Annotated in this window: 22 protein-coding genes; 14 read left to right on the forward strand and 8 right to left on the reverse strand. The window is 59.3% G+C overall.

The genetic code is table 11. The features are described 5' to 3' along the window. Positions 1-91: 91 nt before the first annotated feature. Positions 92-970, forward strand: a complete 879-nt coding sequence (locus QP970_RS00425; protein WP_239269480.1) for a phosphatidate cytidylyltransferase — start codon at positions 92-94, stop codon at positions 968-970. Positions 971-1078: 108 nt separating this feature from the next. Here the strand turns inward: QP970_RS00425 and QP970_RS00430 are convergent, their stop codons facing one another. Further along, a complete protein-coding gene (locus QP970_RS00430) occupies positions 1079-1492 on the reverse strand; it encodes a LapA family protein (protein ID WP_239269481.1) in 414 nt (137 codons plus the stop codon). Positions 1493-1596: 104 nt separating this feature from the next. Between QP970_RS00430 and rlmN the strand changes: the two genes are divergently transcribed. After that, complete coding sequence (rlmN, locus tag QP970_RS00435) at positions 1597-2709, forward strand: dual-specificity RNA methyltransferase RlmN (RefSeq protein WP_239269482.1); 1113 nt, start codon at positions 1597-1599, stop codon at positions 2707-2709. Positions 2710-2887: 178 nt separating this feature from the next. Here the strand turns inward: rlmN and QP970_RS00440 are convergent, their stop codons facing one another. Continuing rightward, positions 2888-3376, reverse strand: a complete 489-nt coding sequence (locus QP970_RS00440; protein WP_239269483.1) for a DUF2631 domain-containing protein — start codon at positions 3374-3376, stop codon at positions 2888-2890. Between the two features lie 140 nt (positions 3377-3516). Between QP970_RS00440 and dxr the strand changes: the two genes are divergently transcribed. The 5 genes from dxr to map all read left to right on the forward strand — a co-directional run bounded on the left by dxr (position 3517) and on the right by map (position 10120). Further along, complete coding sequence (dxr, locus tag QP970_RS00445; RefSeq protein WP_239269484.1) at positions 3517-4677, forward strand: 1-deoxy-D-xylulose-5-phosphate reductoisomerase; 1161 nt, start codon at positions 3517-3519, stop codon at positions 4675-4677. A 13-nt stretch (positions 4678-4690) separates the two neighbouring features. Further along, the gene (locus QP970_RS00450) at positions 4691-5899 is read left to right on the forward strand and encodes a M50 family metallopeptidase (protein ID WP_239269485.1); all 1209 of its coding nucleotides are present in this window, start codon (positions 4691-4693) and stop codon (positions 5897-5899) included. A 178-nt stretch (positions 5900-6077) separates the two neighbouring features. After that, on the forward strand, positions 6078-7241 hold the full coding sequence (gene ispG, locus QP970_RS00455) for a flavodoxin-dependent (E)-4-hydroxy-3-methylbut-2-enyl-diphosphate synthase (RefSeq protein WP_239269486.1): 1164 nt from the start codon (positions 6078-6080) through the stop codon (positions 7239-7241). A gap of 93 nt (positions 7242-7334) precedes the next feature. Beyond that, the gene (locus tag QP970_RS00460) at positions 7335-9185 is read left to right on the forward strand and encodes a penicillin-binding transpeptidase domain-containing protein (protein ID WP_284869377.1); all 1851 of its coding nucleotides are present in this window, start codon (positions 7335-7337) and stop codon (positions 9183-9185) included. A gap of 65 nt (positions 9186-9250) precedes the next feature. Next, complete coding sequence (gene map / locus QP970_RS00465) at positions 9251-10120, forward strand: type I methionyl aminopeptidase (protein WP_005283598.1); 870 nt, start codon at positions 9251-9253, stop codon at positions 10118-10120. Positions 10121-10240: 120 nt separating this feature from the next. On the opposite strand, the gene mtr is transcribed toward map, so the two are convergent. After that, complete coding sequence (gene mtr, locus QP970_RS00470; protein WP_284869378.1) at positions 10241-11641, reverse strand: mycothione reductase; 1401 nt, start codon at positions 11639-11641, stop codon at positions 10241-10243. 35 nt (positions 11642-11676) lie between these two features. Further along, positions 11677-12723 (reverse strand): alpha/beta hydrolase, encoded by a 1047-nt coding sequence (locus tag QP970_RS00475; protein WP_239269489.1) that lies wholly within the window; start codon positions 12721-12723, stop codon positions 11677-11679. Positions 12724-13008: 285 nt separating this feature from the next. Between QP970_RS00475 and mqo the strand changes: the two genes are divergently transcribed. Further along, positions 13009-14505 carry a malate dehydrogenase (quinone) gene (gene mqo / locus QP970_RS00480; RefSeq protein ID WP_005278731.1) on the forward strand — a complete coding sequence of 499 codons (1497 nt, stop codon included), beginning with the start codon at positions 13009-13011 and terminating at the stop codon, positions 14503-14505. A gap of 105 nt (positions 14506-14610) precedes the next feature. Here mqo and QP970_RS00485 read toward each other — a convergent pair whose 3' ends face one another. Both QP970_RS00485 and QP970_RS00490 read right to left on the reverse strand, forming a co-directional pair. Then, the gene (locus QP970_RS00485; protein ID WP_239269490.1) at positions 14611-15966 is read right to left on the reverse strand and encodes a protein adenylyltransferase SelO; all 1356 of its coding nucleotides are present in this window, start codon (positions 15964-15966) and stop codon (positions 14611-14613) included. Between the two features lies 1 nt (position 15967). Further along, entirely contained in the window at positions 15968-16792 is an 825-nt protein-coding gene (locus tag QP970_RS00490) for a PhzF family phenazine biosynthesis protein (RefSeq protein ID WP_239269491.1), read from the reverse strand. A gap of 66 nt (positions 16793-16858) precedes the next feature. Here QP970_RS00490 and QP970_RS00495 point away from each other — a divergent pair, with 66 nt between their 5' ends. The 4 genes from QP970_RS00495 to QP970_RS00510 are packed head-to-tail and all read left to right on the forward strand — an operon-like array spanning position 16859 to position 20519. Continuing rightward, positions 16859-18040 (forward strand): sensor histidine kinase, encoded by a 1182-nt coding sequence (locus tag QP970_RS00495; RefSeq protein WP_284869379.1) that lies wholly within the window; start codon positions 16859-16861, stop codon positions 18038-18040. Next, positions 18033-18794 carry a response regulator gene (locus tag QP970_RS00500; RefSeq protein WP_239269493.1) on the forward strand — a complete coding sequence of 254 codons (762 nt, stop codon included), beginning with the start codon at positions 18033-18035 and terminating at the stop codon, positions 18792-18794. Before QP970_RS00495 ends, QP970_RS00500 begins: the two co-directional genes overlap by 8 nt. Positions 18795-18853: 59 nt before the next feature. Beyond that, entirely contained in the window at positions 18854-19753 is a 900-nt protein-coding gene (locus tag QP970_RS00505; RefSeq protein ID WP_284869380.1) for an ABC transporter ATP-binding protein, read from the forward strand. Positions 19754-19781: 28 nt separating this feature from the next. Then, complete coding sequence (locus tag QP970_RS00510) at positions 19782-20519, forward strand: ABC transporter permease (RefSeq protein WP_239269495.1); 738 nt, start codon at positions 19782-19784, stop codon at positions 20517-20519. Positions 20520-20541: 22 nt separating this feature from the next. Here the strand turns inward: QP970_RS00510 and yaaA are convergent, their stop codons facing one another. Further along, positions 20542-21264, reverse strand: coding sequence for a peroxide stress protein YaaA (yaaA, locus tag QP970_RS00515; protein WP_239269496.1), 723 nt, complete (start codon positions 21262-21264; stop codon positions 20542-20544). 30 nt (positions 21265-21294) lie between these two features. On the opposite strand from yaaA, the gene QP970_RS00520 reads away from it, so the two are divergent. Further along, a complete protein-coding gene (locus QP970_RS00520; RefSeq protein WP_284771445.1) occupies positions 21295-23064 on the forward strand; it encodes a proline--tRNA ligase in 1770 nt (589 codons plus the stop codon). A 60-nt stretch (positions 23065-23124) separates the two neighbouring features. Beyond that, positions 23125-23487, forward strand: coding sequence for a DoxX family protein (locus tag QP970_RS00525; protein WP_239269498.1), 363 nt, complete (start codon positions 23125-23127; stop codon positions 23485-23487). 124 nt (positions 23488-23611) lie between these two features. On the opposite strand, the gene QP970_RS00530 is transcribed toward QP970_RS00525, so the two are convergent. Continuing rightward, the gene (locus QP970_RS00530; RefSeq protein ID WP_370657795.1) at positions 23612-23941 is read right to left on the reverse strand and encodes a transglycosylase family protein; all 330 of its coding nucleotides are present in this window, start codon (positions 23939-23941) and stop codon (positions 23612-23614) included. Positions 23942-23979: the final 38 nt, after the last annotated feature.

Raw genomic sequence — 23979 nt, forward strand, 5'->3', positions numbered from 1 at the left:
GGCGGCGCTTTTCTTTACGTAGTATTTTTGTATAGGAAATAGATAAGCCCCGCGACGCGCATACAACGCCAAGTGAAAGGAGCCGGTCACGGTGAGTGACGCCTTGAACCGCCGATTGCCGCAGCCGAAAAATGGCCCTGGCCGTGACTTACCGGCGGCTATTGGAGTAGGCGTGGGGCTCGGCGCCCTCGTTGTCCTCGCCGTGTGGGCTGGCCCCTTGGCCTGGTATGCGGTGGTAGCCGTCGCCGTCGGCGGGGCCATGTGGGAAGTTCTTACCCGCCTGCGGGAGAACTCGTACTATATCCCGCGCACGCTGTTAATCATCTTGGGCCAGGCCATGGTGTGGATTTCCTGGCCGCTTGGCGCGCCCGGCCTCGTGGCCGTCTACGTCACCGCCGTACTCATTTTGATGTTCGGCAGGCTTTTCCATAATGGGCGGCATCGCCCACCCATCAATTATCTGCGGGACATGTCCGTCGGCATTTTCGTGCTGACGTGGATTCCGCTTTTCGCCACCTTTGCTGCGATGCTATCGCTGATTTCTACCCCGGTGGCCAGCGGCGCTGCTTCCATCGTGGTCTTTATGCTGTGCGTGGTCGCCTCCGATACGGGCGGCTATATCGTCGGCGTGATGTTTGGCTCCTACCCCATGGCACCGGCCGTGAGCCCGAAGAAATCCTGGGAGGGCTTTTGCGGCTCCATTGGCTTCGGCGTCATCGTTGGTGCCGTGTCCGTCCATTTCCTCTTGCATCATTCGGCGTGGATAGGCGCCTTGATGGGGCTCGGCCTTGTGATTTGCGCCTCGTTGGGTGACTTGGTGGAATCGCAGTTTAAGCGAGAGCTGGGCATTAAGGATATGTCCCACATCCTCCCCGGGCATGGTGGTTTGATGGACCGCCTTGATGGCATGCTTCCCTCTGCCATGGTTACCTGGGTGGCCATGAGCCTCATGGCAAATTTCGCGGTCTAAACCGAGTCGCAGTCACCGCGTATAAGGACTGCTGCGCATAAACCGCCGCTTCCCCTGTGCCACCGGAAATATCTCGAGGGCAGGGAGGAGAGCGGCGGTACGGCTCTTTTAGCCTTCGGCCTGCTTACGCAATTGGCGGCGCAATTCAAGCATCCGCCACACACCCACAAGCGCCATGATGAGCGCGCCGCCGATGGTAAACATCAGGTAGGCAATGCCCGCTGGGAACTGCCCCGACCAGCCCAGGAAGTTCATCGGCACTTCTTGCTGGTTTTGCATGATGAAGATGATCAACACGATCAGCAAGAGGAAGCCGACAATGAGCGCTGCCCAAGTGCTAGCGGCGAACGAGCCTTGGGCTTTTTGTGGTGCGGCAGCGGGCTCGGTGGTCCCAGCGTCGGCGCCGGCACCGGTGGAGACTTCCTTGTTTCCGGTTTCGGCCAAAGCGGCATTATCGCCTGCCGCGGTGGCCTCATCATTGGAGGCGGAAAAGTCATCTTCGGGGTATTTCGGATTGGTCATGTGTCCATTATTTCTGTAAACCCTTCCAAAATTCCACTTGGCTATAAATTGAGGCCTTCCCAATTGGAAAAGTACCGGTAAACCGTGGAAAGATGGGCGTTATTATGGCTCAACCAGTAAAACTTAACTTCTCCGCGCCGCGGCGCGGTCTGCCACCCAAGCACTTTGCAGATCTCTCTGAAAGCGAGCGCATCGATAAGCTCGCAGAAATTGGCCTACCTAAATTCCGTGCTAAGCAAATTGCCAAGCACTACTATGAGCATCTCACTGACGACGTCGAAGAGATGACGGATATCCCCGCCGGCAAGCGCGAGGAAGTCAAAGAGGCCTTCTTCCCTGAGCTCATGAAGCCTATTCGTACGACTTCTACCGACGATGGGGAAACCACCAAGTCCCTGTGGCGCTTGCACGACGGCACCTTATTGGAGTCCGTTCTGATGCGGTATCCTGGCCGCGCTACCTTGTGCATTTCTTCCCAGGCTGGCTGCGGAATGGCCTGCCCGTTCTGTGCTACCGGCCAGGGCGGACTAGACCGCAACCTTTCTACCGGCGAAATCGTCGAACAGTTCCGCCACGCAGCCGCAGCAATGGCGGCCGAAGGCGGGCGCTTATCCAATGTGGTCTTCATGGGCATGGGAGAGCCGCTGGCAAACTACAAGCGCGTGGTCCAGGCGGTGCGCCAGATTACCGGCCAGGATGGAACGGGCTTTGGGCTCTCGCAGCGCAATGTGACCGTATCCACCGTGGGTTTGGCACCTGCCATCCGCAAGCTCGCGGACGAAGACCTTGCCTGCACGCTTGCGGTGTCGCTGCACACCCCGGATGATGAGCTGCGCGATAGCCTGGTTCCGGTAAATAACCGCTGGTCCGTTGATGAGGTCCTCGACGCAGCACGGTACTACGCCGATAAATCCGTCCGCCGCGTATCTATCGAGTACGCCCTTATCCGGGATAAGAATGACCAGGATTTCCGCGCCGATATGCTAGGCCGCAAGCTGCACCAGAAGCTCGGCTCCAAGGTGCACGTTAACGTGATCCCTCTTAACCCGACCCCTGGCTCGGAGTGGGACGCAGCTCCTAAGACGCGGCTTGATGAATTCGTGCGCCGCGTCCAAGCACAAGGAGTGCCGTGCACTGTGCGCGATACTAAGGGCGATGAAATCGCGGCAGCCTGTGGCCAACTTGCCGCCGATGAACGAGAAGACATGTCGGCCTAAGAGCCCGCTGTCACAGTCACCTAGGCATTTTTGGATAAGTGCTTAGGTGGTTTTCTCGTTGTATTCTGCGTTTATACGTGCGGTGCAGTCAAACGCAGTACGGCTACGTACCCGGTAAAACCACGAAACCGCCGAGCCCCTCGCAATGAGGAGGATCGGCGGTTTTCCGTAGCTAGGATTATAGCGCGTGCTTGCCGGAGCTTACCTCGGCAGCGTCGGACGCGGAGTCAACGCGCAGGTGGGCTACGCGGGAAGGCTCGATATTCAACGCGCGCAGCTGGGAGTCGGTCAACTCGGTGTAGGCGCCAGAAACGGTCTTCTGGTCATAAGTCCAGTCCCGTTCTTGGTGGTCGGCCGGCTTATTATTAGCGGTGATGGTGCGCACCTGGTTGAGCTTCGGCTCGAAGGTGAAGATGAGCAGGCCCACAACCAACAGGACGGTCAGGGCGACGAGCCAGACGGTCTCCACGTGGCCCTTGTGGTTACCAAAGTTGAAACCAATCATGAAGATCACGGAGATCCAACCCGCGATTTGCACACCAGAGCGGCTGATGCGGGACCAACCGAAGCCTGCGGATGGAACATCTTCGGTAGAAACACCGTCATAAACCTGCGGTACCGGCTTGTGGGAAGACACTTGCTCTCCTTCGCTATCGCGTGTGTCCATTAATCGAGGGGGCACACCAATGCCATTTGACTGACACCTATTTTAAAACATCGTGGCTGCAAAGGCGATTAAACACCCCCGCCTGCTTGACCGGCTCCACCCCATAGCAGGGCGCGGTAAATGACCGCTAGGGTAGAGGGGTGACTACTCAGCGAATCCTTATCCTTGGCTCCACCGGCTCTATTGGCACGCAAGCATTAGAAGTAATTGCGGATAACCCCGATAAATTCGAGGTCGTGGGCATTGCCGCGGGCGGCTCTAACCCGCAGCAGATCATTGAGCAGGCCCGTAGTTTCCATCTTTCGTTTGACCACATTGCTGTGGCCCAGCCTGCGGCGGCTGCGGAGGTTTCTGCGGCTTTAGGCGGTACGGTACTTTCTGGTGATGGTGCTGCAGAAGAGCTGGTGCGCTCGGTTCCCGCCGATACCGTGCTCAATGCCCTAGTGGGCTCCCTCGGGCTTAAGGCCACTTTAGCCACGCTGGACATGGGCGAGTACCTCGCACTAGCGAATAAGGAGTCCTTGGTTGCCGGCGGCACGCTGGTCACGAAATCCGCGCGGCCAGGCCAGATCATCCCCGTGGATTCGGAGCATTCTGCGATGGCGCAATGCCTGCGCGCGGGCGAAGAGGGCGAGCTGGCGAAGCTCGTCCTCACGGCCTCGGGCGGCCCCTTCCGCGGCCAGACGCGTGAGCAGATGTGGGACGTTACCCCGCAGCAAGCCGCGCAGCACCCCACGTGGTCCATGGGGCAGATGAATACGCTGAATTCCGCCACCTTGATCAATAAGGGGCTCGAGCTCATTGAGGCCACGCTGCTTTTTGATATTGAGCCAGAGCGCATCGATGTCACAGTTCACCCGCAGTCGGTCATTCACTCTATGGCCACTTTTAAAGATGGTTGCACTATCGCCCAGGCTTCGCCGCCGTCGATGAAGCTGCCCATCTCCCTGGCGCTGAATTGGCCCCAGCGTGTGCCGGGGGCGCAGCCGGCGCTCGATTTTTCACAAGCGCATACGTGGCATTTTGAGCCGCTTGATGATGTTTCTTTTCCCGCCGTATCCCTCGCCCGCGAGGCCGCGGCGCAGGGAACTGGAGTGATTTATAACGCGGCCAATGAAGAGGCCGCTGCGGCCTTCTTGTCTGGTCGCATCCACTTCCCAGAGATTGTTGATGTTGTAGGCGAGATCCTCGGGGAGTCTTCCCAGTTTGCTGGTGTAGTCTCTACCCTCGATGAAATCCTCGCCGTAGAGGGTGAGGCTCGCAGGCGCGCGAATGCGCGCATTGACCGTTTAGCTGACTAGAAAGCTTTCTTTAATGGCAAATTTGCTGGGCATCGTGTTTTTCGCCCTTGGCATCGGGCTGACCGTGGCACTCCATGAGGCAGGGCATATGTTTACTGCCCGCGCCTTTGGTATGCGGGTGCGCCGGTATTTCATTGGTTTTGGCCCGCGCGTTTTCTCCTTCCGCAAGGGGCATACCGAATACGGCCTAGCCGCGTTCCCGGTGGGTGGATTTTGCGATATCGCCGGGATGACCGCGCAGGATGAATTCCTTACGGAGGAAGAAAAGCCCTATGCAATGTACAAAAAGCCTTGGTGGCAGCGCATCATCGTTCTTGCAGGTGGTATCGGCGTCAACCTGATCCTCGGCTTTGTCATCTTGTATTTCGTGGCGATGACTGCGGGGCTACCCAACCCAGATGCCGATGTGCGCCCGCGGGTGGGAGAGGTAACCTGCACCGCTGACCAAAAAGAAAACCAGGAGCTGGAATCATGCACCGGGAACGGGCCCGCTGGTAAGGCCGGTGTGCAGGAAGGCGATATCATTCTCGCGCTCGATGGCGAGCACCTAGATTCCTTTACGCAATTGCGCGATGAGGTCATGCAGCGCCCCGGCGAGACCGTGACTCTTACAGTAGAGCGAGACGGTGAGGAAAAAGATTTCTCCATCGAATTGGAAACGGTCAAGCGCCTGAATCAACAGGGCGAATTGGTCGACGCCGGTTCGATCGGGCTGAGCAATGAGGTCCTCGACATCGTCGAGAAGTATTCAGCAACGCAGGCGGTCCCCGCAACGTGGCATTTCACCACCTATTCGCTCGAGGCCACGGTGGAAGGAATCAAACAATTCCCCGCTAAGGTACCGGGCGTGGTGGCCTCCATCTTTGGCCACGAGCGGGATGTCAACGGGCCGATGTCTGTCGTCGGTGCATCGCGGGTTGGTGGCGAACTCGTGGAGCGTTCCCTGTGGGCATCGTTCTTCATGATGCTGGCGACGCTGAACTTCTTCCTCGCTCTGTTTAACCTCATTCCGCTGCCGCCCTTTGACGGTGGCCACATCGCGGTCATCTTGTATGAGAAGATCCGCGATGGCATTCGCAAATTGATGGGCAAGCAGCCGCTGGGTCCGGCCGATTACACCAGGCTTATGCCCATTACCTATGTCATGGCGGCCTTACTTATGGCGCTGGGCGTAGTGATAATCATCGCGGATGTGGTCAATCCGATCAGGCTATTTGGCTAGGTTCGTTAGCCCCTGTGCCCGCCGCTCGGCGTGAGTAGAGCGCCCAACGCTTAGCGCACGTGTACAGCGCGAGCGCGCACTTTAGCGCTTAACCATCTAGTGCTAGAGTGGGGACGTTCAACACTTATTGTGCAATAACATTTAGCAACGAGCCACGAGCTAGAAATAAGGAGCATTCATGTCTAGTCCTATCGGTCTAGGAATTCCTGACGGGCCTCCGCCAGTATTGCACCCGCGCCGGAAAACGCGGCAATTGCACGTAGGCCCAGTGGGCGTTGGTTCTGACTACCCAATTTCGGTGCAGTCGATGACTAATACCAAGACCCATGACATCAACGGCACCCTGCAGCAAATCGCACAGCTTACTGCCTCTGGCTGCGATATCGTGCGCGTGGCCTGCCCTAAGCCGGTGGATGCGGAGGCGCTGCCGGCCATCGCCAAGAAATCCCCGATCCCGGTCATCGCGGATATCCACTTCCAGCCCAAGTACATCTTCCAGGCTATCGATGCTGGCTGCGCGGCAATCCGCGTCAACCCCGGCAACATCCGTGAATTTGATGGCCGCGTTAAGGAAGTGGCGAAGGCCGCTGGCGATGCGGGAATCCCCATCCGCATCGGCGTCAATGGCGGTTCGTTGGATAAGCGCCTGTTGGAAAAGTACGGCAAAGCCACCCCAGAAGCGCTCGTGGAGTCCGCTATCTGGGAGGCGGGCCTGTTTGAGGAGCACGGCTTTGGCGATATCGCCATTTCCGTCAAGCACTCTGACCCCGTGCTGATGGTGGAGGCCTACCGCCAGCTGGCCGCGCAGACCGATTACCCACTGCACTTGGGTGTGACGGAAGCGGGCCCGAAGTTCATGGGCACCATTAAGTCCTCCGTCGCCTTCGGCGCCCTTTTGGCAGAAGGCATCGGCGATACGATTCGCGTTTCGCTCTCCGCCCCGCCGGAAGAAGAGGTCAAGGTGGGAGACCAGATTCTGCAGTCCTTCAACTTGCGCCCGCGCAAGCTGGAAATCGTCTCCTGCCCGTCGTGTGGCCGCGCGCAGGTGGACGTGTACAAGCTGGCGGAGGAAGTTACCGCCGGCCTCGAGGGCATGGAATTTCCCATCCGCGTTGCTGTCATGGGTTGCGTCGTTAACGGGCCGGGCGAGGCCCGCGACGCAGACTTGGGCGTGGCATCCGGTAACGGAAAAGGTCAGATCTTCGTCAAGGGCGAAGTGGTGCGCACCGTGCCGGAAGACAAAATCGTGGAAACCCTCATCGAAGAGGCAATGCGCATTGCGGATGAGGAAGGCCTCGAAGCCGTGGACGGCGCTAAGGCCGATGTCCGCGTGACGCAGTAAGCCGCGCGCCTCTACGCTAATTATTAATAGACTGCCCTGCACCTCGGTGTGGGGCAGTCTTTTTTGCTGCGTGCGCTGCTAATGTGCCAAAGCATGAAGAAGTTATTCGCACTGGTTGCTACAGTCTCGCTTGCTGCAACTGGTGTGGTTGCTTGTACCCCTAAGCCCGTATCTGCACAGCCGGTGGCAGAAGAGTTCATTGAAGGCATGGAGAGCCGAAATAACGAGGGCTTGGCAGAGCTTACGGATTCCCCCGATGACGCCACGCAGGCCCTCGATGCTTCTTACTCGGGTTTGCAGGCAGAGGGCCTCGATATTGAGCTCGAGGGGGTAAAGCAGGACGAAACCGTGGCCACGGCGGATTATAAGGTCACGTGGGATCTGCCCAAGGATCGCAGCCTGAGCTATACCACGCAGATGACCTTGACCAAGGCCGAAGATGAGTGGACGGTGCGGTGGAAGCCCAGCATTATTCACCCGGACCTGGGTGCGCACCAGCATTTGGAGCTGCGCGCCTTGGAAGCCACGCGCGCTAGCGTCGTCTCCTCCAACGGGGTGGAGCTGATGAGCCCCGGGCTGAATTACCGTGTCATCGTGGATACGAGCTCGCTTTCCGATGTCCGCCCCACGGCCTCCAAGGTCAGCAGCGCCCTTGCTGCGGCGCACCGCGAGGACGACTCGATCGCGGAGGTGGACGCCAAAGAGCTCGCCGAAAAGCTAGAAAAGGCAGATTCTGCCTATTCGGTGGGCCTTTATACAGAAGAGCAGGAGTCCGTCATCCGCGCCAAGATGGAGGGGATGGACGGCGTCCGCATTAATGAAGAACCCGCGCTGGTGACCCGGGACCGCGGCCTCGCACCCGATCTCTTATCGCGCGTGCGCTCGGCCGTCAATGACGAGCTCGACGGCGAGACCGGCTGGTCCATTGCCGTCGTCAATGAGAACGGTGCGGCGCTTTCCGATGTCGAAAAGCATGCGCCCGAGGCCGCCCCCTCCATCAAGGTGGGCTTGGATTATGACGTCCAACGCGCGGCCCAAGAGGCAGTGGATCAGCGCTCGGACGCCCAGGCCATGCTGGTGGCCATCCGGCCTTCCAATGGCGATATCCTGGCCGTCGCACAGACCGAGAAGGCGGACGAAGACGGCGACGTCGCCTTGCAAGGCCAATACCCGCCCGGCTCGGTTTTCAAGATCCTTACCGCCGCTGCGGGCGTAGAAAAACAAAACCTGAACACGGATACCATCGTTCCGTGCCCTGGCACGATGGATATCTATGGCCGCGTGGTGACCAACTACAACGCGTTTTCGCTCGGCAATGTGCCGTTAAGCCGGGCCTTCGCCCAATCGTGCAATACCACCTTCGCGGATATTTCTACCAAGCTGGCACCCGGTGAGCTGAAGGAAATCGGCAAGAAGTTTGGCTTCGGGGTGGATTATGAAATCCCCGGGCTCACCACTACGACCGGCTCGATTCCGGAGGGCAAGGAAGTACTGGAGCGTACCGAAGCCGGTTATGGTCAGGGCTACGACCTTGCCAGTCCGTTCGGCATGGCTATGGTTTCTGCCTCTGTGGCGGCGGGAAAGACCCCAACGCCGACGCTTATTGAGGGCCGCGAGACCAAGGCCTCGGATAAGCCGGCGCAGATTCCCGAGGACGTGTTGAATAACGTGCGCGGCATGATGCGCCAGGTGGTCACCAGCGGTACCGCTCGCGGAATACAAGCAGGCGGAACCATTTACGGCAAGACTGGTGAGGCCGAGATCAATGAAGGCTCGCACGCGTGGTTTACGGGCTACCGGGAAGAAGACGATATCGCCTTCGCCACGCTCGTCGTGCTGGGCGGTGGCTCTGAATCCTCGGTAGCCATTACGGATAACTTCTTGCGGAAGCTGGATGATTACCGCTCGCGTCCCAATGATGGCCCAGCGCCGATGGTCGAGTAATCCGCAGCCTCGGACGCGATACCCGGATACTGCGCTACGCGGTATGAGGACTACCATGGGCAATTATGAGTACTCGTGGAAAATTGAAGCCAGGTAAACCAACCCCCATCCGGCCGGTGCCAGAAGATATCGAGCGCCCGGAATATGTGTGGAAAGACGAGGTACAAGAGGCCATCGGCGAGCCTTTTGTACAGTCCCCCGAAGTGATTGAGAAGATGCGGGAGGCCTGCAAGATCGCGGCCAACGCGCTGAAGGAAGCCGGCAAGGCCGTAAAGCCTGGCGTAACGACGGATGAGGTCGACCGCGTGGCGCACGAGTATATGTGTGATCACGGCGCATACCCATCTACCTTGGGATACCGGGGATTTCCCAAGGGTAGCTGCGTTTCGCTGAATGAAATCGTCTGCCACGGCATTCCGGATACCACCGTGATTGAAGAAGGTGACATCGTCAATATCGATGTCACCGCTTATAAAAACGGCGTGCACGGCGATAATAACGCCACCTTCTTGGCCGGTGACGTATCAGAGGAGCACCGCCTATTAGTAGAGCGCACCAAAGAGGCAACGATGCGCGGCATTAAGGCCGCAAAGCCTGGCCGCGAGATTAACGTTATCGGCCGCGTTATCGAGTCATATGCCAAGCGCTTTGGTTATAACGTCGTGCGCGATTTCACCGGTCACGGTGTAGGACCCACCTTCCACAATGGGCTGGTGGTCTTGCACCACGATTCCACCACGTACCGCGACATCTTGGAACCGGGCATGACCTTGACGGTAGAGCCGATGATCAACCTGGGTTCGCTGGATTACGATATTTGGGATGATGACTGGACCGTGCAGAACCGGGACGGTAAGTTCACCGCCCAGTTCGAGCACACCTTGGTCATCACCGATGATGGCAATGAAATCCTGACCATCCCAGATGAGGATTAATCGCTAGGGCCCTTCTTCAAGGCCTAGGCACGGCGAAAGCCGCCTCCTTAACCGCCGCGCATGAATCTTTGCGCGTGGCCAGGGAGGCGGCTTTTACTATGGAATCTTAGCTACGGTGCCTTAGTCCCATTCGAGGCCCAAGAGGGCGTTTTCTACGACCTCAGGCAGGGCTGGGTGGATCCAGTACTGCTTGCGGGCAAAGTCCCGCAGGTCGATCTTGTAGGCCATTACGGTAATCAGCTGCTGGATCAGGGTGGAAGCCTGCGGGCCCATCAGGTGGGCGCCCAAGAGCTGGCCCGTCTTGCGGTCCGCAATCAGCTTGCAAATACCGGTGGTATCTTCCATGGCCCAGCCGTAGGCCACGTCGCCGAAGTTCTGAATCTTTACGGTGACATCGAAGCCCTGCTCCCGCGCTTCTTCTTCCTTCAAGCCCACAGAGGCGATCTGCGGGTGGGTGAAGATGGCGGCAGGAACATTGTCGTGCGGAAGATCCTGCAGATCCTCTGGGTGGAGCAGGTTGTGCTGGATGGTGCGGGCTTCGGCGTTGGCGACGTGCTTGAGCATGTAGGGCGAAGAGACATCGCCAAGCGCCCAGACGCCTTCTGCATCCGTGAGGCCATGAGCATCGGTGGAAATGCGGCCATTGTCCAGCAGCCTGATGCCGGCCTTGTCCACATCCATGAGATCGCCATTTGGCTTGCGGCCGGTGGCTACCAGGATGGCGTCTGCCTCGAGGGTTTCGCCATTATCGAGCTTCAGCTTTACGCCCTTGTCGGTTTCTTCCAGCTTGGTGCCGTTAGCAACCCGTATATCGAAACGCTCGCGGGCAATTTCGTTGAAGCGTGAAGAGATATCGGAATCGAGGTGGCGCAGCAAGGTCTCGCTGCGGTTGACCACGGTGACCTTGGTGCCGAGGCCATCGAATACGTGGGCAAATTCCATGGCGATATAGCCGCCGCCGACGATGATCAGGCTTTCTGGTTGGCGGTCCATCCGCATGATGTCTTCGTTGGTGTAGTACTTCACACCGGAATTGGCGTAGACCTCAGGGATTACCGGGCGGGAGCCGGTAGCAACAACGATCTGATCGGCGCTGATGACGTGATCGCCGGTCTGGATGGTCTTAGAGCCGACGAAGCGTGCGTGCTCGTCGTAGACGGTGATATTCGGGGTCTTGTCGCCGCGACGGTAGTCCTCGCCGCTTTGGGCGATCTGGTCAATGCGGTTGTGGAAGACGCGCTCCACAATGGAGTTCCACTCCACGTTGTTGACCTGGGCGTCAATGCCGAGGCGCTCGCCTTCGCGGGCGGCGAGGGCGACATCGGCTGCGTAGACGTACATCTTGGTGGGGATGCAGCCGACATTCAGGCAGGTGCCACCGAAGCGGCCCTTTTCAATGATGGCAATCTTCTTATCGTGAAAATCGCGGTTGGCAATGGAGTTGCCGGAACCGGTGCCAATGATGATGAGGGCGTAGTGTTCCTCAGCGGCCGGAGTATTTGCTGTATCAATTGTGGTCATATTTGTACCTTAATCCATGTGTCCAATTTGGGTATTTATGCTGGTGTGGGCGCTTCCACAATGGTGGGAAGCCACGCATCGCACGCCGCGAAGGCCTCTTCTAAGGGGTGGGGGAGGGATAAAAAGACATCGTGGCGCGCGCCTTCGATGGAACGCAGCGTGTAGTGCGCATTGAGCTCTTTTGCCCACCGTCGGGTCTGTGCGACATCGATGATGCAATCGGCATGATTGACCGCATCGCAGTAGGGCGTGCCCAATAGCGAGCGGGTAGATTGCAGCGTCAATACGGGGACCCCGGCATTAATGCGGCCGCTGTGTATGGCGTCAAAACCGTGGAAGACGGCGGCCAGCCAGCCGATATATTTCTTATGCCCGGCTAATGGTTTCAGGCTGAGGTCGTAGTCCCACTCGCCGTAGAAGTCGCTGTGCACCGATTCGCCATAGGCAGTGAGGTTGCCCCCAGGCAAGGCGATCTTGGGTGCGATCTTGGCGGTGGAGTATATCGCCGGCTTCAGCGCTGATACGGCCCAGCTGGGAACGTCCATCATGTCCAGCCAGGGGCTATTGAGGATGAGGCCCTTCAGGCGGGAGAAGCGCTCCGCGTCATGGCGGCGTAAGAAGTCCATCCACAGCGGCGCAATCAGGCCACCGGTGGAGTGGGAGATAACGATTACCTCGTCGTTTGTAATGGCATCGAGGGCTGCGGAAAGATCCGCGTTATATAAGGACAAGTCCGAAACGTAGTGCCAGGACTGGCCCGGGCGGTGCGATCGGCCGCATTTGCGCAGGTCAACCGCGTAGAAGTCATAGCCTTGTGCCGCGAAGTGCTGTGCGACGTGCGTTTGGAAGAAGTAGTCAGTCATCCCGTGCAGCCATACCAAGGCCGGGCGGGAAGTGGCAGAAGGCGAAGAAGGATCGGCGGGGCCCGAATCCGTGGAGCCTGCGGCCGAGCCTGGCGCATAGCGGACGAGGGTGGTGACAATATCCCCCTCGCCATCGGGATCGGGGCCAAGGTCGAGGGTGGCTGATTGAAAATCGGGGCCGAGGATATCGGGCCCCCATGACGGAGTTGCTGTAGCCATGACACGAGTCTAGTCAACAGTTGGTCGTCACTACGGTAGCTGCGTGACCTGCCATTATTTCAGTGAAATGTGAACTGTATAACAGGTCGCCCCATATTGTGGTGACCAGGGTGGGGGAGAAAAACCAATCGAGAAAAGAAAAGCGTAAGGTAAGGCGTTAATGCGTGACACATCGGCAGGTTGGCTGTGCACAACAGTCGCGGTGTGGGGCGCAAAGCGCTTAAAATATATGGTGCAGAACGCGCCGATGTATATAAATTTTCAATTCGAAGAGGTTATAACACAGTGTCCTCAGCAAAGAAGACAGCACAAGTTGTAGATGAGGTCGATGTCGCACTGGTCGGTGCCGGCATCATGAGCGCCACTCTGGGCGCTATGCTCCGCGAGTTGGAGCCGAGCTGGACCCAGATGATCTTTGAGCGCCTTGATGGCCCCGCCCTGGAATCCTCCTCGCCGTGGAATAACGCTGGTACCGGCCACTCCGCCCTGTGCGAGCTCAACTACACACCAGAGAAGAACGGCCGCATCGATATCTCTAAGGCCATTGCGACCAACGAGAAGTTCCAGAAGTCGCGCCAGTTCTGGTCCCACCAGCTCAACAACGGCATCCTGACTGAACCCAGCGAGTTCATCAACCCAGTCCCGCACGTCTCCTTCGCCCAGGGCGAAATCCAGGCGGACTACCTGAAGCGCCGCTACGAGGTGCTGAGTGAAAAGCACATGTTCCCCGGCATGCAGTTCTCTGATGACGAATCCACCTTTGCGGAGAAGCTGCCGCTCATGGCGGACGGCCGCGACTTTTCCAATAAGGTCGCTATCTCTTGGACCGAAGTCGGCACCGACGTGAACTTCGGCGCCCTGGCCAAGCAGTTCCTGACCGCGGCGCGCGCATCTGGCACGGAGATCCGTTACGGCCACGAGGTCTTCGATATCGACCGCGACGGAAACGACTGGAAGGTTTATTCCAAGAACAAGCACACTGGCGATATCACCGTGGTGAAGGCGAAGTTCGTCTTCGTCGGTGCCGGCGGCTACGCCCTGGACTTGCTCCGCAAGGCAAAGGTGAAGGAAGTAGCTGGCTACGCCGGATTCCCCATTTCCGGCCTGTGGCTGCGCGCCAAGAATCCGGAGCTCATTGAGCAGCACCAGGCTAAGGTTTACGGTAAGGCAGCGGTGGGTGCTCCTCCGATGTCCGTGCCGCACCTGGATACCCGCGTTATCGACGGCGAGAAGGGCCTGCTGTTTGGCCCGTACGGCGGCTGGAGCCCGAAGTTCTTGAAGAAGGGTTCCTACCTGGATCTCTTCAAGTCCATCCGCCCGGATAACATCACCTCCTACCTGGGCGTTGCCGTGCAGGAATTCGGCCTGACCAAGTACCTCATTGATGAGGTGCGCAAGGACTTCTCTGACCGCGTTGATTCCCTCCGCGAATACGTCCCGAATGCGAAGGAAAGTGACTGGGAAACCGTGATTGCCGGCCAGCGCGTACAGGTCATCAAGCCTGCTGGTGCACCGCGCTTTGGCTCCCTCGAGTTTGGTACCGCCTTGGTTAATAACCAGGAGGGCAATATTGCCGGCCTGCTCGGTGCTTCCCCGGGTGCTTCGATTGCCCCAGCCGTCATGCTGGAGCTGCTGGAGCGTTGCTTTGGCGAGCGCATGATTGACTGGAGCGATAAGATTCGCGAGATGGTCCCGTCCTACGGCATGAAGCTGGCCAATGATGAGGACTTCTACAACGAGATGTGGGAATACACCCAGAAGACGCTGAAGCTAGAGCGCTAAAACGCCTTCGGCTGGGACTAAGTCCCAGCCCGTGCCCTCCGTGCAGAACGTACTGCGCGGAGGGCTTTGTGCTGTGCAACTTTTGAATTCGGGGTGGCTAGAAAATTAGGTACCGCAGTAGGTGAGAAAACCTGCAAGCCCATTCGGGTCGGGCTGTTCGTAGGACGGATGCGGCTCCCACGGGTGGGTCACGGCGTGGAGGAGCTCAGTAAAGGGCTGCATATCGCTCGCCTCGGCGGCGCGCAGCGCGGCTTCGACGGCCATGTTGCGGGGAATGACCCGGGGCATGGCAGCATCCACGGCATCCGGGGCGGGGTGAGTGGCTAGGTAGCTATCCAGGAAGTCCGTACCTGTGAAGAGCTCTTGGGCAGGAAGGGTGTGGCCGCGGGCGGCATCGGCAAGCGCACGGTGCGCCAACGTGATATCCGGGCGAGATAGCTGCATCGCAGTAAGGTAGGCGGAGGCTACCTCGGTGGTGGAATCGAGGGCCGCGGCTATATCGCTGTGGCGCTGGGTGGCGAATTTCTCCTGGAACCCGTTGATGGTCTCTTGCGCGAAGTCGACCCCGGCGTTGATATCGGCATCAAAAAGCGGCACGAGCGATTCCGCGAGCCGGGCGAGGTTCCAGCCCAGGATGGCTGGTTGATTGCCAAAGGCATAGCGTCCCTGCTGGTCAATGCTGGAAAATACCGTATCGGGAGAGTAAGCCTCCATAAAGGCGCACGGGCCATAATCAATGGTTTCACCGGAGATGGTGGTGTTATCCGTATTCATTACCCCGTGGATAAAGCCCAAGCGCATCCACGAAGACACGGTGGCTATCTGGCGGTCCATCACGCCCTGGAAGAACTCCCGGTAGTCTGCCCCAGGGTAGTGGCGCGCGATGGCGTAGTCCGCGAGAGCCTGGAGGTGGCCGGACTGCGCGGCATAGTGAAAAGTTCCGACCCGGATGTGGCTGGCGGCCACGCGGACCAGGACGCCCGCCGGCTGCACGTGGCCGCGCTGGATGGGCCGGCCGGTGGAAATCACGGCGAGCGAGCGCGTGGTGGGCACGCCGAGGGCATGCATGGCCTCAGAAATCAGGTATTCGCGCAGCATGGATGAAAGGGTGCCGCGGCCATCGGCACCCAGGCGGGAATAGGGGGTCAGCCCCGTGCCCTTGGCATGGAGATCCCACAGTTTTCCGTCTTTTTCCACCTCGCCCAAGAGCATGGCTCGGCCATCGCCCATCTGCGGGTTGAAGGAGCCGAATTGGAAACCGGAATAGGCCATGGCATGCCCGCCGCCGCGGCCCAAGAGGAAATCCAGGCCCTCTGCAGAGCGCAGCCAGTCCGTATTGAGGCCCAGCTGTCGGGCCAGCTCTTCATTGAGAACCACGAGCTTAGGATCCGGTTGTTCCTCGCCGTGCGTTGCCGCCACCAAGTCCGGCAGGTGCTTTGCATAGTCGTGGTGTAGGTGCATTTTAGACCTCCAATTTTCCTTGCACGCGGATGTGGACGCGGCCGCCGACCCAAATATCGGCGCCGTCATCGTGGATAAAGACCTCCCCGTCTCGTCCCAGCTGGCTGCCCTGGCAGGCGGTGTAGCGGGCAGGGACCAGCCCGCGCGAGCGCATGAATTGTGCGGCACCGCCGTTGAAGGAGCCGGTGACAGGATCCTCGAATCCTGCGGTAAACGCGCGCACTTCATAGGCGGCGGAATCAGTACCCGCGCTGCTATTACACATGCCCACCACGCCCACCTTGGGTCGGGTTGCGGCGGGCTGAACCGCGCGCACGGCCGCGGCATCGCGCAGCTGTAAAAGCCGCCAACCAGGCCCATTGTCCACCCAAGCGGAATCGATGACATCTGCTTCTGCGATATTCAAGCCCGCGCAGGCCTCTGCCAGTTCGGCGCTGCTCAGCGGCCCGCTCGCGCGCAGGGGAGGGGTGGCAAAAGAATAAATTCTCCCGCTTTCGCGCACGGAGACCATCCCCACCCCGCATTCCTGCACTATGGTGCCTTCCTTCTGCGGTTTATTGCCGAGTGCCCGCCAGACGGCGGCGCTGCCCAGGGTGGGGTGGCCGGCGAAATCGAATTCCTCGTGCGGGGTAAAAATGCGCACGCGATAGTCCGCCGCGGGATCGGTGGGCTCGAGCAAGAACGTAGTTTCAGAAAAATTGGTCCAGTGCGCGATGGCCTGCATCTGCTGCGTCGAGAGCCCATCGGCATGGGCCACGACGGCGAGCGGGTTACCGGAAAACGCCGAGGTGGCAAAGACATCGACTTCAAAGAACTGGAGTTGCATGCCCGCCAGTCTAGTCAGCCCTGGGGATGAGGCCGGCAGGCTGGCTTCTGCGCTAGCCTTGCCCTTATGACTAAGCTTTGGCCGGATCGTCTGCGCGACTGGATTGGACCGCCGTGGCGAATCATTATCCCCGTGTTCTTCGGCGTGCTGTTGCCCAACGCCGCGAACTTTTTACACACCGATTCGCCCTTCCAGGCCATCGTCGCGGTCTTGTACACCGTCGGCATCCCGCTGGCGCTGTGGCTGCATCCCAAGCTGCAAGAAAAGTCCATTTTCTTCGTTGCCGGCACCATGACGCTGTGCATTTTCACGCCCTTGGCCTCCCTGGCAAACTTCCACGCCCCGATTTTTGCCTACACGGCCTTTCTCATCGGCACGCATTCCCGCAAGCGCTTGCGCTATATCTGGCTTTCCTGGATCGCCTTGGGCTCTTTGGCCGGAACCACCGCAAGCCTATTTGGGGAAAAGCTCTTCGCGGGTAGCGACATCGGCCTGGGCGATGCGACCATGAGCCCGCTGCTTGCCTATGCCGGCACGGTCCTGCTCGGCTGGCCGGTCTTGGGCTTTTTCTACCTGCTCGGCACCAATAATCGGAAGCGCCGGGAGGGCCAACAGCTGCTCATCGAGCGCGCGGAGATGGCCGGCGCCGTCGAGCGCAACCGCATCGCCCGCGAGATGCATGACATCGTCGCCCACAACCTCGCTGGCGTCATTGCGCTTGCCGATGGCGCCCGGTTCGCCGCCACCAAAGACCCCAAGGTAGCCACGGAGGCGCTCGATACCATCGCCTCCACCTCGCGCGAGTCTTTAAAACAGATGCGCAGCCTGCTCTCCGTCTTGCGCGAAGAGGATTCGCGCGGGGAAACCAAGGCCCCAGGCACCTCAGACATCGCCGGGCTGTTTTCGGAGGCCCGGCGCGCCGGCTTCGATATCACCGTCTACGGCATGGAAAAGCTACCCGCCGATAGCGATGAGCTCTATCAATTCACCATCTACCGCATCGTGCAGGAGATGCTGACCAATATGCTCAAATACTCCAGCCAAAATAGGGGAACCCTGCGCTTTCGCAGCGATAGGTCGGCGCTTGTTATCGAGGGGCACAACCCCATGGCGCAGCCGGACAAGGACCACACGCCAGGCTACGGCCTCATCGGGATGAAAGAGCGCGTAAAGGCCTATGGTGGCAGTGTGTCCACCAAGGCCGAGGATGGAACGTTTGCAATCACCGTGGAGGTACCGCATGTCTAATCCGGAACAGGAACCTGAGCCCATTCGCATTGCGCTTGTCGATGACCAACCGCTCCTGCGCGCCGGGTTCGCCATGCTGATCGGCTCGCAGGAGGATATGAGCGTGGTCTGGCAGGCCTCCGATGGCGATGAGGTACTGGACCTTGCGCGGCAAGAGCCCGTCGATATCATCCTCATGGACGTGCAAATGGCGCGGGTCAACGGCATTGCGGCCACGGAGGAAGTTCTCCCAGAATTCCCGGAGACCAAGGTCATCATGCTGACCACCTTTGATGATCACAACTTTGTCCACGGCGCAATCTCTGCTGGGGCGTCTGGATTCTTGCTCAAAGACGTCGAGCCCGAGGAGCTGCTCTCCGCCATTCGCACCGTGCACTCGGGCGAGGCCGTGCTTTCGCCGCGCATTACCGCCCAGGTGCTCCAACAAGTCCGCAGCGAGGAGGGTGGGGATAGCGGGAAGGAGCACTCGGCTTCGCATACCGCTGCGGCAGCGCAGCCCGGCGCCGATGCCGCCACGACCCCGCCTGCAGCGGAGCTCACCCCGCGCGAGATGGATATTTTAAGGCTCATGGCGCTGGGGTATTCCAATACCGAAATATCCGAAGAGGAGTTTGTCTCCATGGCAACGGTCAAGACCCACGTGCGCCACGTGCTGACCAAGACTGGGTCCCGCGACCGCGTCCAGGCCGTGCTGTATGCCTATACCCATGGGGTAGTCACCGTAGAGGAGCTGCTTTCTCATCCCCAGGGATGAACGGCTAAATCCGCCTCGAGGATGGTTACTTCGCGCCGGGAAAGCGCCAGGATAAAACCATGCTCACAGTCACACAGCTTTCCAAGAAATACGGTTCCTTTACAGCAGTAGACAACCTCTCCTTCGAGGTTCCCGATGGCCAGGTCACCGGGTTCCTTGGACCCAATGGTTCCGGCAAATCCACCACGATGCGCATGTGCGTCGGTCTAGAAAATCCCACCTCCGGCACCGCCACTTTCGATGGCACCCCATTTCGCGAACTATCCGATCCTGCCTCCATGGTGGGCACTCTGCTCGATGCCAACTGGTTCCACCCCGGCCGCAGCGCCCGCGCGCACCTGGGCTATATGGCAGCACTGCAGGGGGTATCGATGAATCACGTCGATGACACCCTGGAGCGCGTCGGGCTCGGAAAGGTGGCGAAAAAGCGCATCGGGGGCTATTCGCTTGGTATGAAACAGCGCCTGGGCCTCGCCTGCGCCATGGTGGGACAGCCCAAGCACTTGCTTCTCGATGAACCCGTCAACGGCCTCGACCCCGAAGGCGTGCACTGGATGCGCGACCGCATCCGCGAATTCGCCGCCGGGGGATGCTCCGTGCTGGTGTCGTCCCACCTGCTCTCAGAAATGCAGCTCACGGCGGACCGCCTAGTGGTCATCGGCAAGGGCAAGCTCGTCGGCGAAGGCACGGTAGAAGAATTCGTCAACGCCTCTGGTGCTACCACCGTGGAGGTCGTCGTGGACCAGCCCGAAGAGCTGGCTCGCCTGCTGCACGATTCGCAGGCGGAGACCTCCTTTGATGGGGAAGTGCTGCGCATTACCGGTCTATACCGCGACGAGGTCGGCCAATTGTGCTTTGACCACCGCATCCGCATCAGCAGCCTTGAGGTCAAGCATCCCTCCTTAGAAGACGCCTTCCTCGGCGCTACCGCAGACCACCTGGACTACCGCTCCGCATAACTCGCTTAAGAAAGGCAGATGACGAGCCATGAATACCATCGTTTCCGAATCCCGCAAGATATTTTCCCTGCGCTCAACGTGGGTATACCTCGCTATCATCACCGTCGGGCTGACAGCCGCCAACGTGCTGATGGGAGCTATCCGCAATGACGACAGCGCCCTCCAATCCTCTGACCTAGCCATCGGCGCCATCTTCGCCGTGGTCATCATGATCTTTTCTTCGGCCACGCTCGTCGGTGGCGACTTACAGAAAGGCACCGTAGCCTGGAGCTACCTATCTACCAACCGGCGTTTACAAGTGCTTTCGAGCCAGATCCTCGTCATTACCGTGGCTAACGTTGCCGCCGCGGCCTTGGCAGGCATCCTCGGAATGTTGTTTAACGCTGCGCTCGGCAGCTCGTATGACTTCTCCAGCTTCGTGCACTACCCAGATAACGCCGTGTTCCTATTTACCTTTGTGGAATACATCGTCTACACCCTGCTCGCTACCGGCTTGGCATATATCCTGCGCAGCGGCACTTTCGCGGCCATGTTGCTCATTATTGAGTACTTCGTCATCGAAAGCGTACTGACCTCGATGGATATGGGCTGGGCCAAAATCATCCTGCAGATTTTGCCCGATGCCAACCTGCGCACCTTCTTCCAAGGCCAAAACACCTTCGGGCTCATGGCCCCGCAGTGGGTATCCGGCGTTATCGTCCTAGCCATGGTGGTAGCTGTCCTCGGTGGGGCAGCGGCCGTCCAGCGCCGCCGCGCCGTGGTCTAAGCTCCTGCCAGGCACTCACACCCTACGGGGATACGACGAGGGTAAGCTCCCGTGAGCCGTGCGGCGGTTCCTCCACCGTCATGCCGGCCGCGCGGGCGATAGCGGCGACATCGGCGGCGCTGAAGGCATCGGCGGGCGAAAGCGCCAGCTCCCGGGCCAGCAGGCCTTTAAAGTGCTTATTAAAGTGGCTGACCACCTTGCGCGAGCCATCCGGTTGCACGCTTTCCACCCGCACCGTCACCGCCGAAGGCAGCCGGCCCAATTGCTGGTAGGTGCCCGATCGCAGATCCACAACCAGCTCGTCGATGTTTTCTAGTGCCTGCGTTATCTGCTTGCCCCAAAAAGACTTCATGGTGCGACCGCCCAGCTTGGTTCCGCCCGATAAGCGGTAATGGGGGATGGGGTCGTCGGCGCGCAGGAGGCCGAAGAGGGCATCGCCAATAGCAAGGCGGCTCCACGAGGGAAGGGTGGATGCCGAAAGTGCATCAAAAAGCACGCCAGTATAGCGCTCGACCGCCGGCATGGTGGGGGTGGTAAAAAGCTGGCTGTTGGATTCGGCCTCACTGCGCAGCTTTTCCGAGAGCTTCAGCGTCACCATCGCCTCATCAACGGGAAGAGACTGCAGCTCAGCGGCGATTTCGCGCCGCGTATCGGTAAGTTCTGGAAAAGATAGGTGCGCAAAATCGAGCGGCTTTCCCGTGCCGCCATGGGCCTTGGTTTCTGAAGGAGGGAGGACAATGAGCATATAGATAGGGTAGCGATGTATATTTTGACCATGATTACCCGCCTTTCTGAACTATTTCTCCGCACCCTTCGCGAGGACCCAGCCGATGCCGAGGTCCCCAGCCACAAGCTGCTGGTGCGTGCCGGTTACGTGCGCCGCGTCGCGCCGGGCATTTATACCTGGCTGCCATTAGGGCTGCGCACCCTGCGCAAGATTGAAGACGTGGTACGCCAAGAAATGGATGCCATTGGCGGGCAAGAGATGCTTTTCCCAGCGCTGCTACCGCGCGAGCCCTATGAAAAGACCAACCGGTGGGTGGAATACGGTCCCAACCTATTCCGGCTGCAGGACCGCAAGAATGCGGACCTGCTGCTGGGGCCAACACACGAGGAAATGTTTGCCAATGCCGTAAAGGACATGTACTCCTCGTACAAGGATTTCCCGGTCACCCTGTATCAGATTCAGACGAAGTACCGCGATGAGGAACGCCCCCGCGCCGGGGTGCTGCGCGGGCGCGAGTTCGTGATGAAGGATTCCTACTCCTTCGATATGAACGATGAGGGCTTAGACTCCTCCTACGCCCGTCACCGCAAGGCATATCAGAATATTTTTGACCGCTTGGAAATCGATTACGCCATTTGTAAGGCCACTTCTGGCGCGATGGGCGGATCCGCCTCCGAGGAGTTCTTGGCGCTTTCTGAGGTGGGCGAAGACCTTTTTGTTCGCTCCACCGAAGGCGATTATGCGGCCAATGTAGAGGCGGTCGTGACCCAAGCGCCCCCAGAAAAGGACATTGCGGGTCAGCCCGCGGCAAAGGAATATCGTACCCCGGATGCCGCCACCATTGAAGCGCTGGTGCACTGGGCGAAGACCGAGGACATAGCGGTCGACGGCCATGAGGCTCGGGCCGCGGATATCCTCAAGTGCGTCATGGTGGAGGTAACTCACCCGGCGCTAGAGGATGCTGAAGAGAAGAAGGAATTGGCGGCGATTCTGATCCCGGGCGACCGCGAACTAGATCCCAAGCGCCTTGAAGCGGCCTTGGAACCGGCAGAATTCACCCTGGCAAGCGATAAGATCTATGCGCAATACGATTTCTTGGAACAGGGCTTTGTGGGCCCGCGCGCGCTGAACTCCAATGGCGTGAAGGTCTTTGCCGATCCCCGCGTGGTCAAGGGATCTTCCTGGATCACCGGCGCGGATGCGCAAAACTGCTACGTCGTGGGCTGCGTGGCCGGCCGCGATTTCCACGTCGATGAGTTCGTGGAAGCAGCAGAGGTCAAAGAGGGCGATCCCGCACCGGATAACCAGGGCACCTTGGCCTTGCAGCGAGGCATCGAGCTGGGCCACATCTTCCAGTTGGGCCGCAAGTACACCGAGGCCTTTGACGTGCAAATCCTCGATGAAAACGGCAAGCGCGCCATCCCCACGATGGGCTCTTATGGCATCGGCATCTCCCGCATGCTGGCCGTGCTGGCAGAGCAGCGCCACGATGAAAAGGGCCTGAATTGGCCGGTGGCGGTGGCGCCGTACCAAGTGCACGTGGCGGTGGCGAATAAGGATGCAGCGGCCATGGAGGCCGGCGATAAGCTGGTAGAAGAGCTATCCCAGGCAGGCCTTGAGGTGCTTTTCGATGACCGCCCCAAGGTCTCCCCGGGCGTGAAGTTCAAAGATGCAGAGTTACTTGGCATGCCCTTTGTGGCCATCTTGGGACGCGCCTTCAAAGACGGCATCATTGAGCTGCGCATCCGCGGGCAGGAAACTCTGGAAGTTCCGGCGGAGAAAATCGTGGATAAACTCCTCGAGCTTGTGCGGGCTTAACTTAAAGCACCGCGCCAAGGCCCAGCGCTCATAAGCAGGGGCAAGGTAGCCTGGGGAAGCATGAGACTTAATAAATACGTGCTCCCCATGGCCCTTATTACGATGGGCACGCTGCATTTCCTGCGCGCTAAAAATTTTGAATCTATCGTGCCGCCGCAGCTGCCGGGCTCGCCGCGGTTGTATAACTTTGCTTCCGGCGCCTGGGAAATAGCTACCGGCTGTTTGCTCACTGAACGCGCCACTCGCGAGTCCGGTGGCGCGTCAGCCGCGGCGCTATTTCTTGCCGTGTGGCCGGCGAATATGTACCACGCCTGGATCGAGCGCGACGCGGGATGGCCGAAGAAGCTGTATCACATCATTCGGTTGCCGCTGCAGATTCCGTTGATTCGCTACGCATGGAAGATCGCGCAGGGTAGGACATAAAACCAAAAAGAACCGACTCCCCAATTTTCCAAGAAAATAGATACCCAGAGGAAATCGGGGGTCGGTAGCTTGCGTGATGCCGCCGCTAGCGCAGCATCACGCGACCGCTGCGGGCGGAAGAGGTTTAGCCAGCCACGGGGCCGCCGCAATTAGGCCATGCGCCAGCTCCCTGGTTTGCAAGAACATTTTCAGCGATTTCAATCTGCTGCTCCTTTGTGGCTTGGTCAGCGGTAGCCGCGTACTGGGTGCCGCCGCTACCGGCCCAGGTTTGCTGGGAGAACTGCAGTCCGCCGTGGTAGCCGTTGCCGGTGTTGATGTGCCAGTCACCGCCGGACTCGCACGCGGCGACTTGGTCCCAGGCGCTCGCCGGGGCTGCATTGGCGGCTGGTGCGGCAATGCCGGCGATGCCCAACGTAGCTGCGGCCATAGTAAGCAAGGTCTTCTTAGTACGCATTGAGAAAGCACTCCTTCTCATTGTGTTTTGGGCTTGTG

The sequence above is a fragment of the Corynebacterium sp. MSK073 genome, from assembly GCF_030232085.1.
GTDB lineage: Bacteria > Actinomycetota > Actinomycetes > Mycobacteriales > Mycobacteriaceae > Corynebacterium.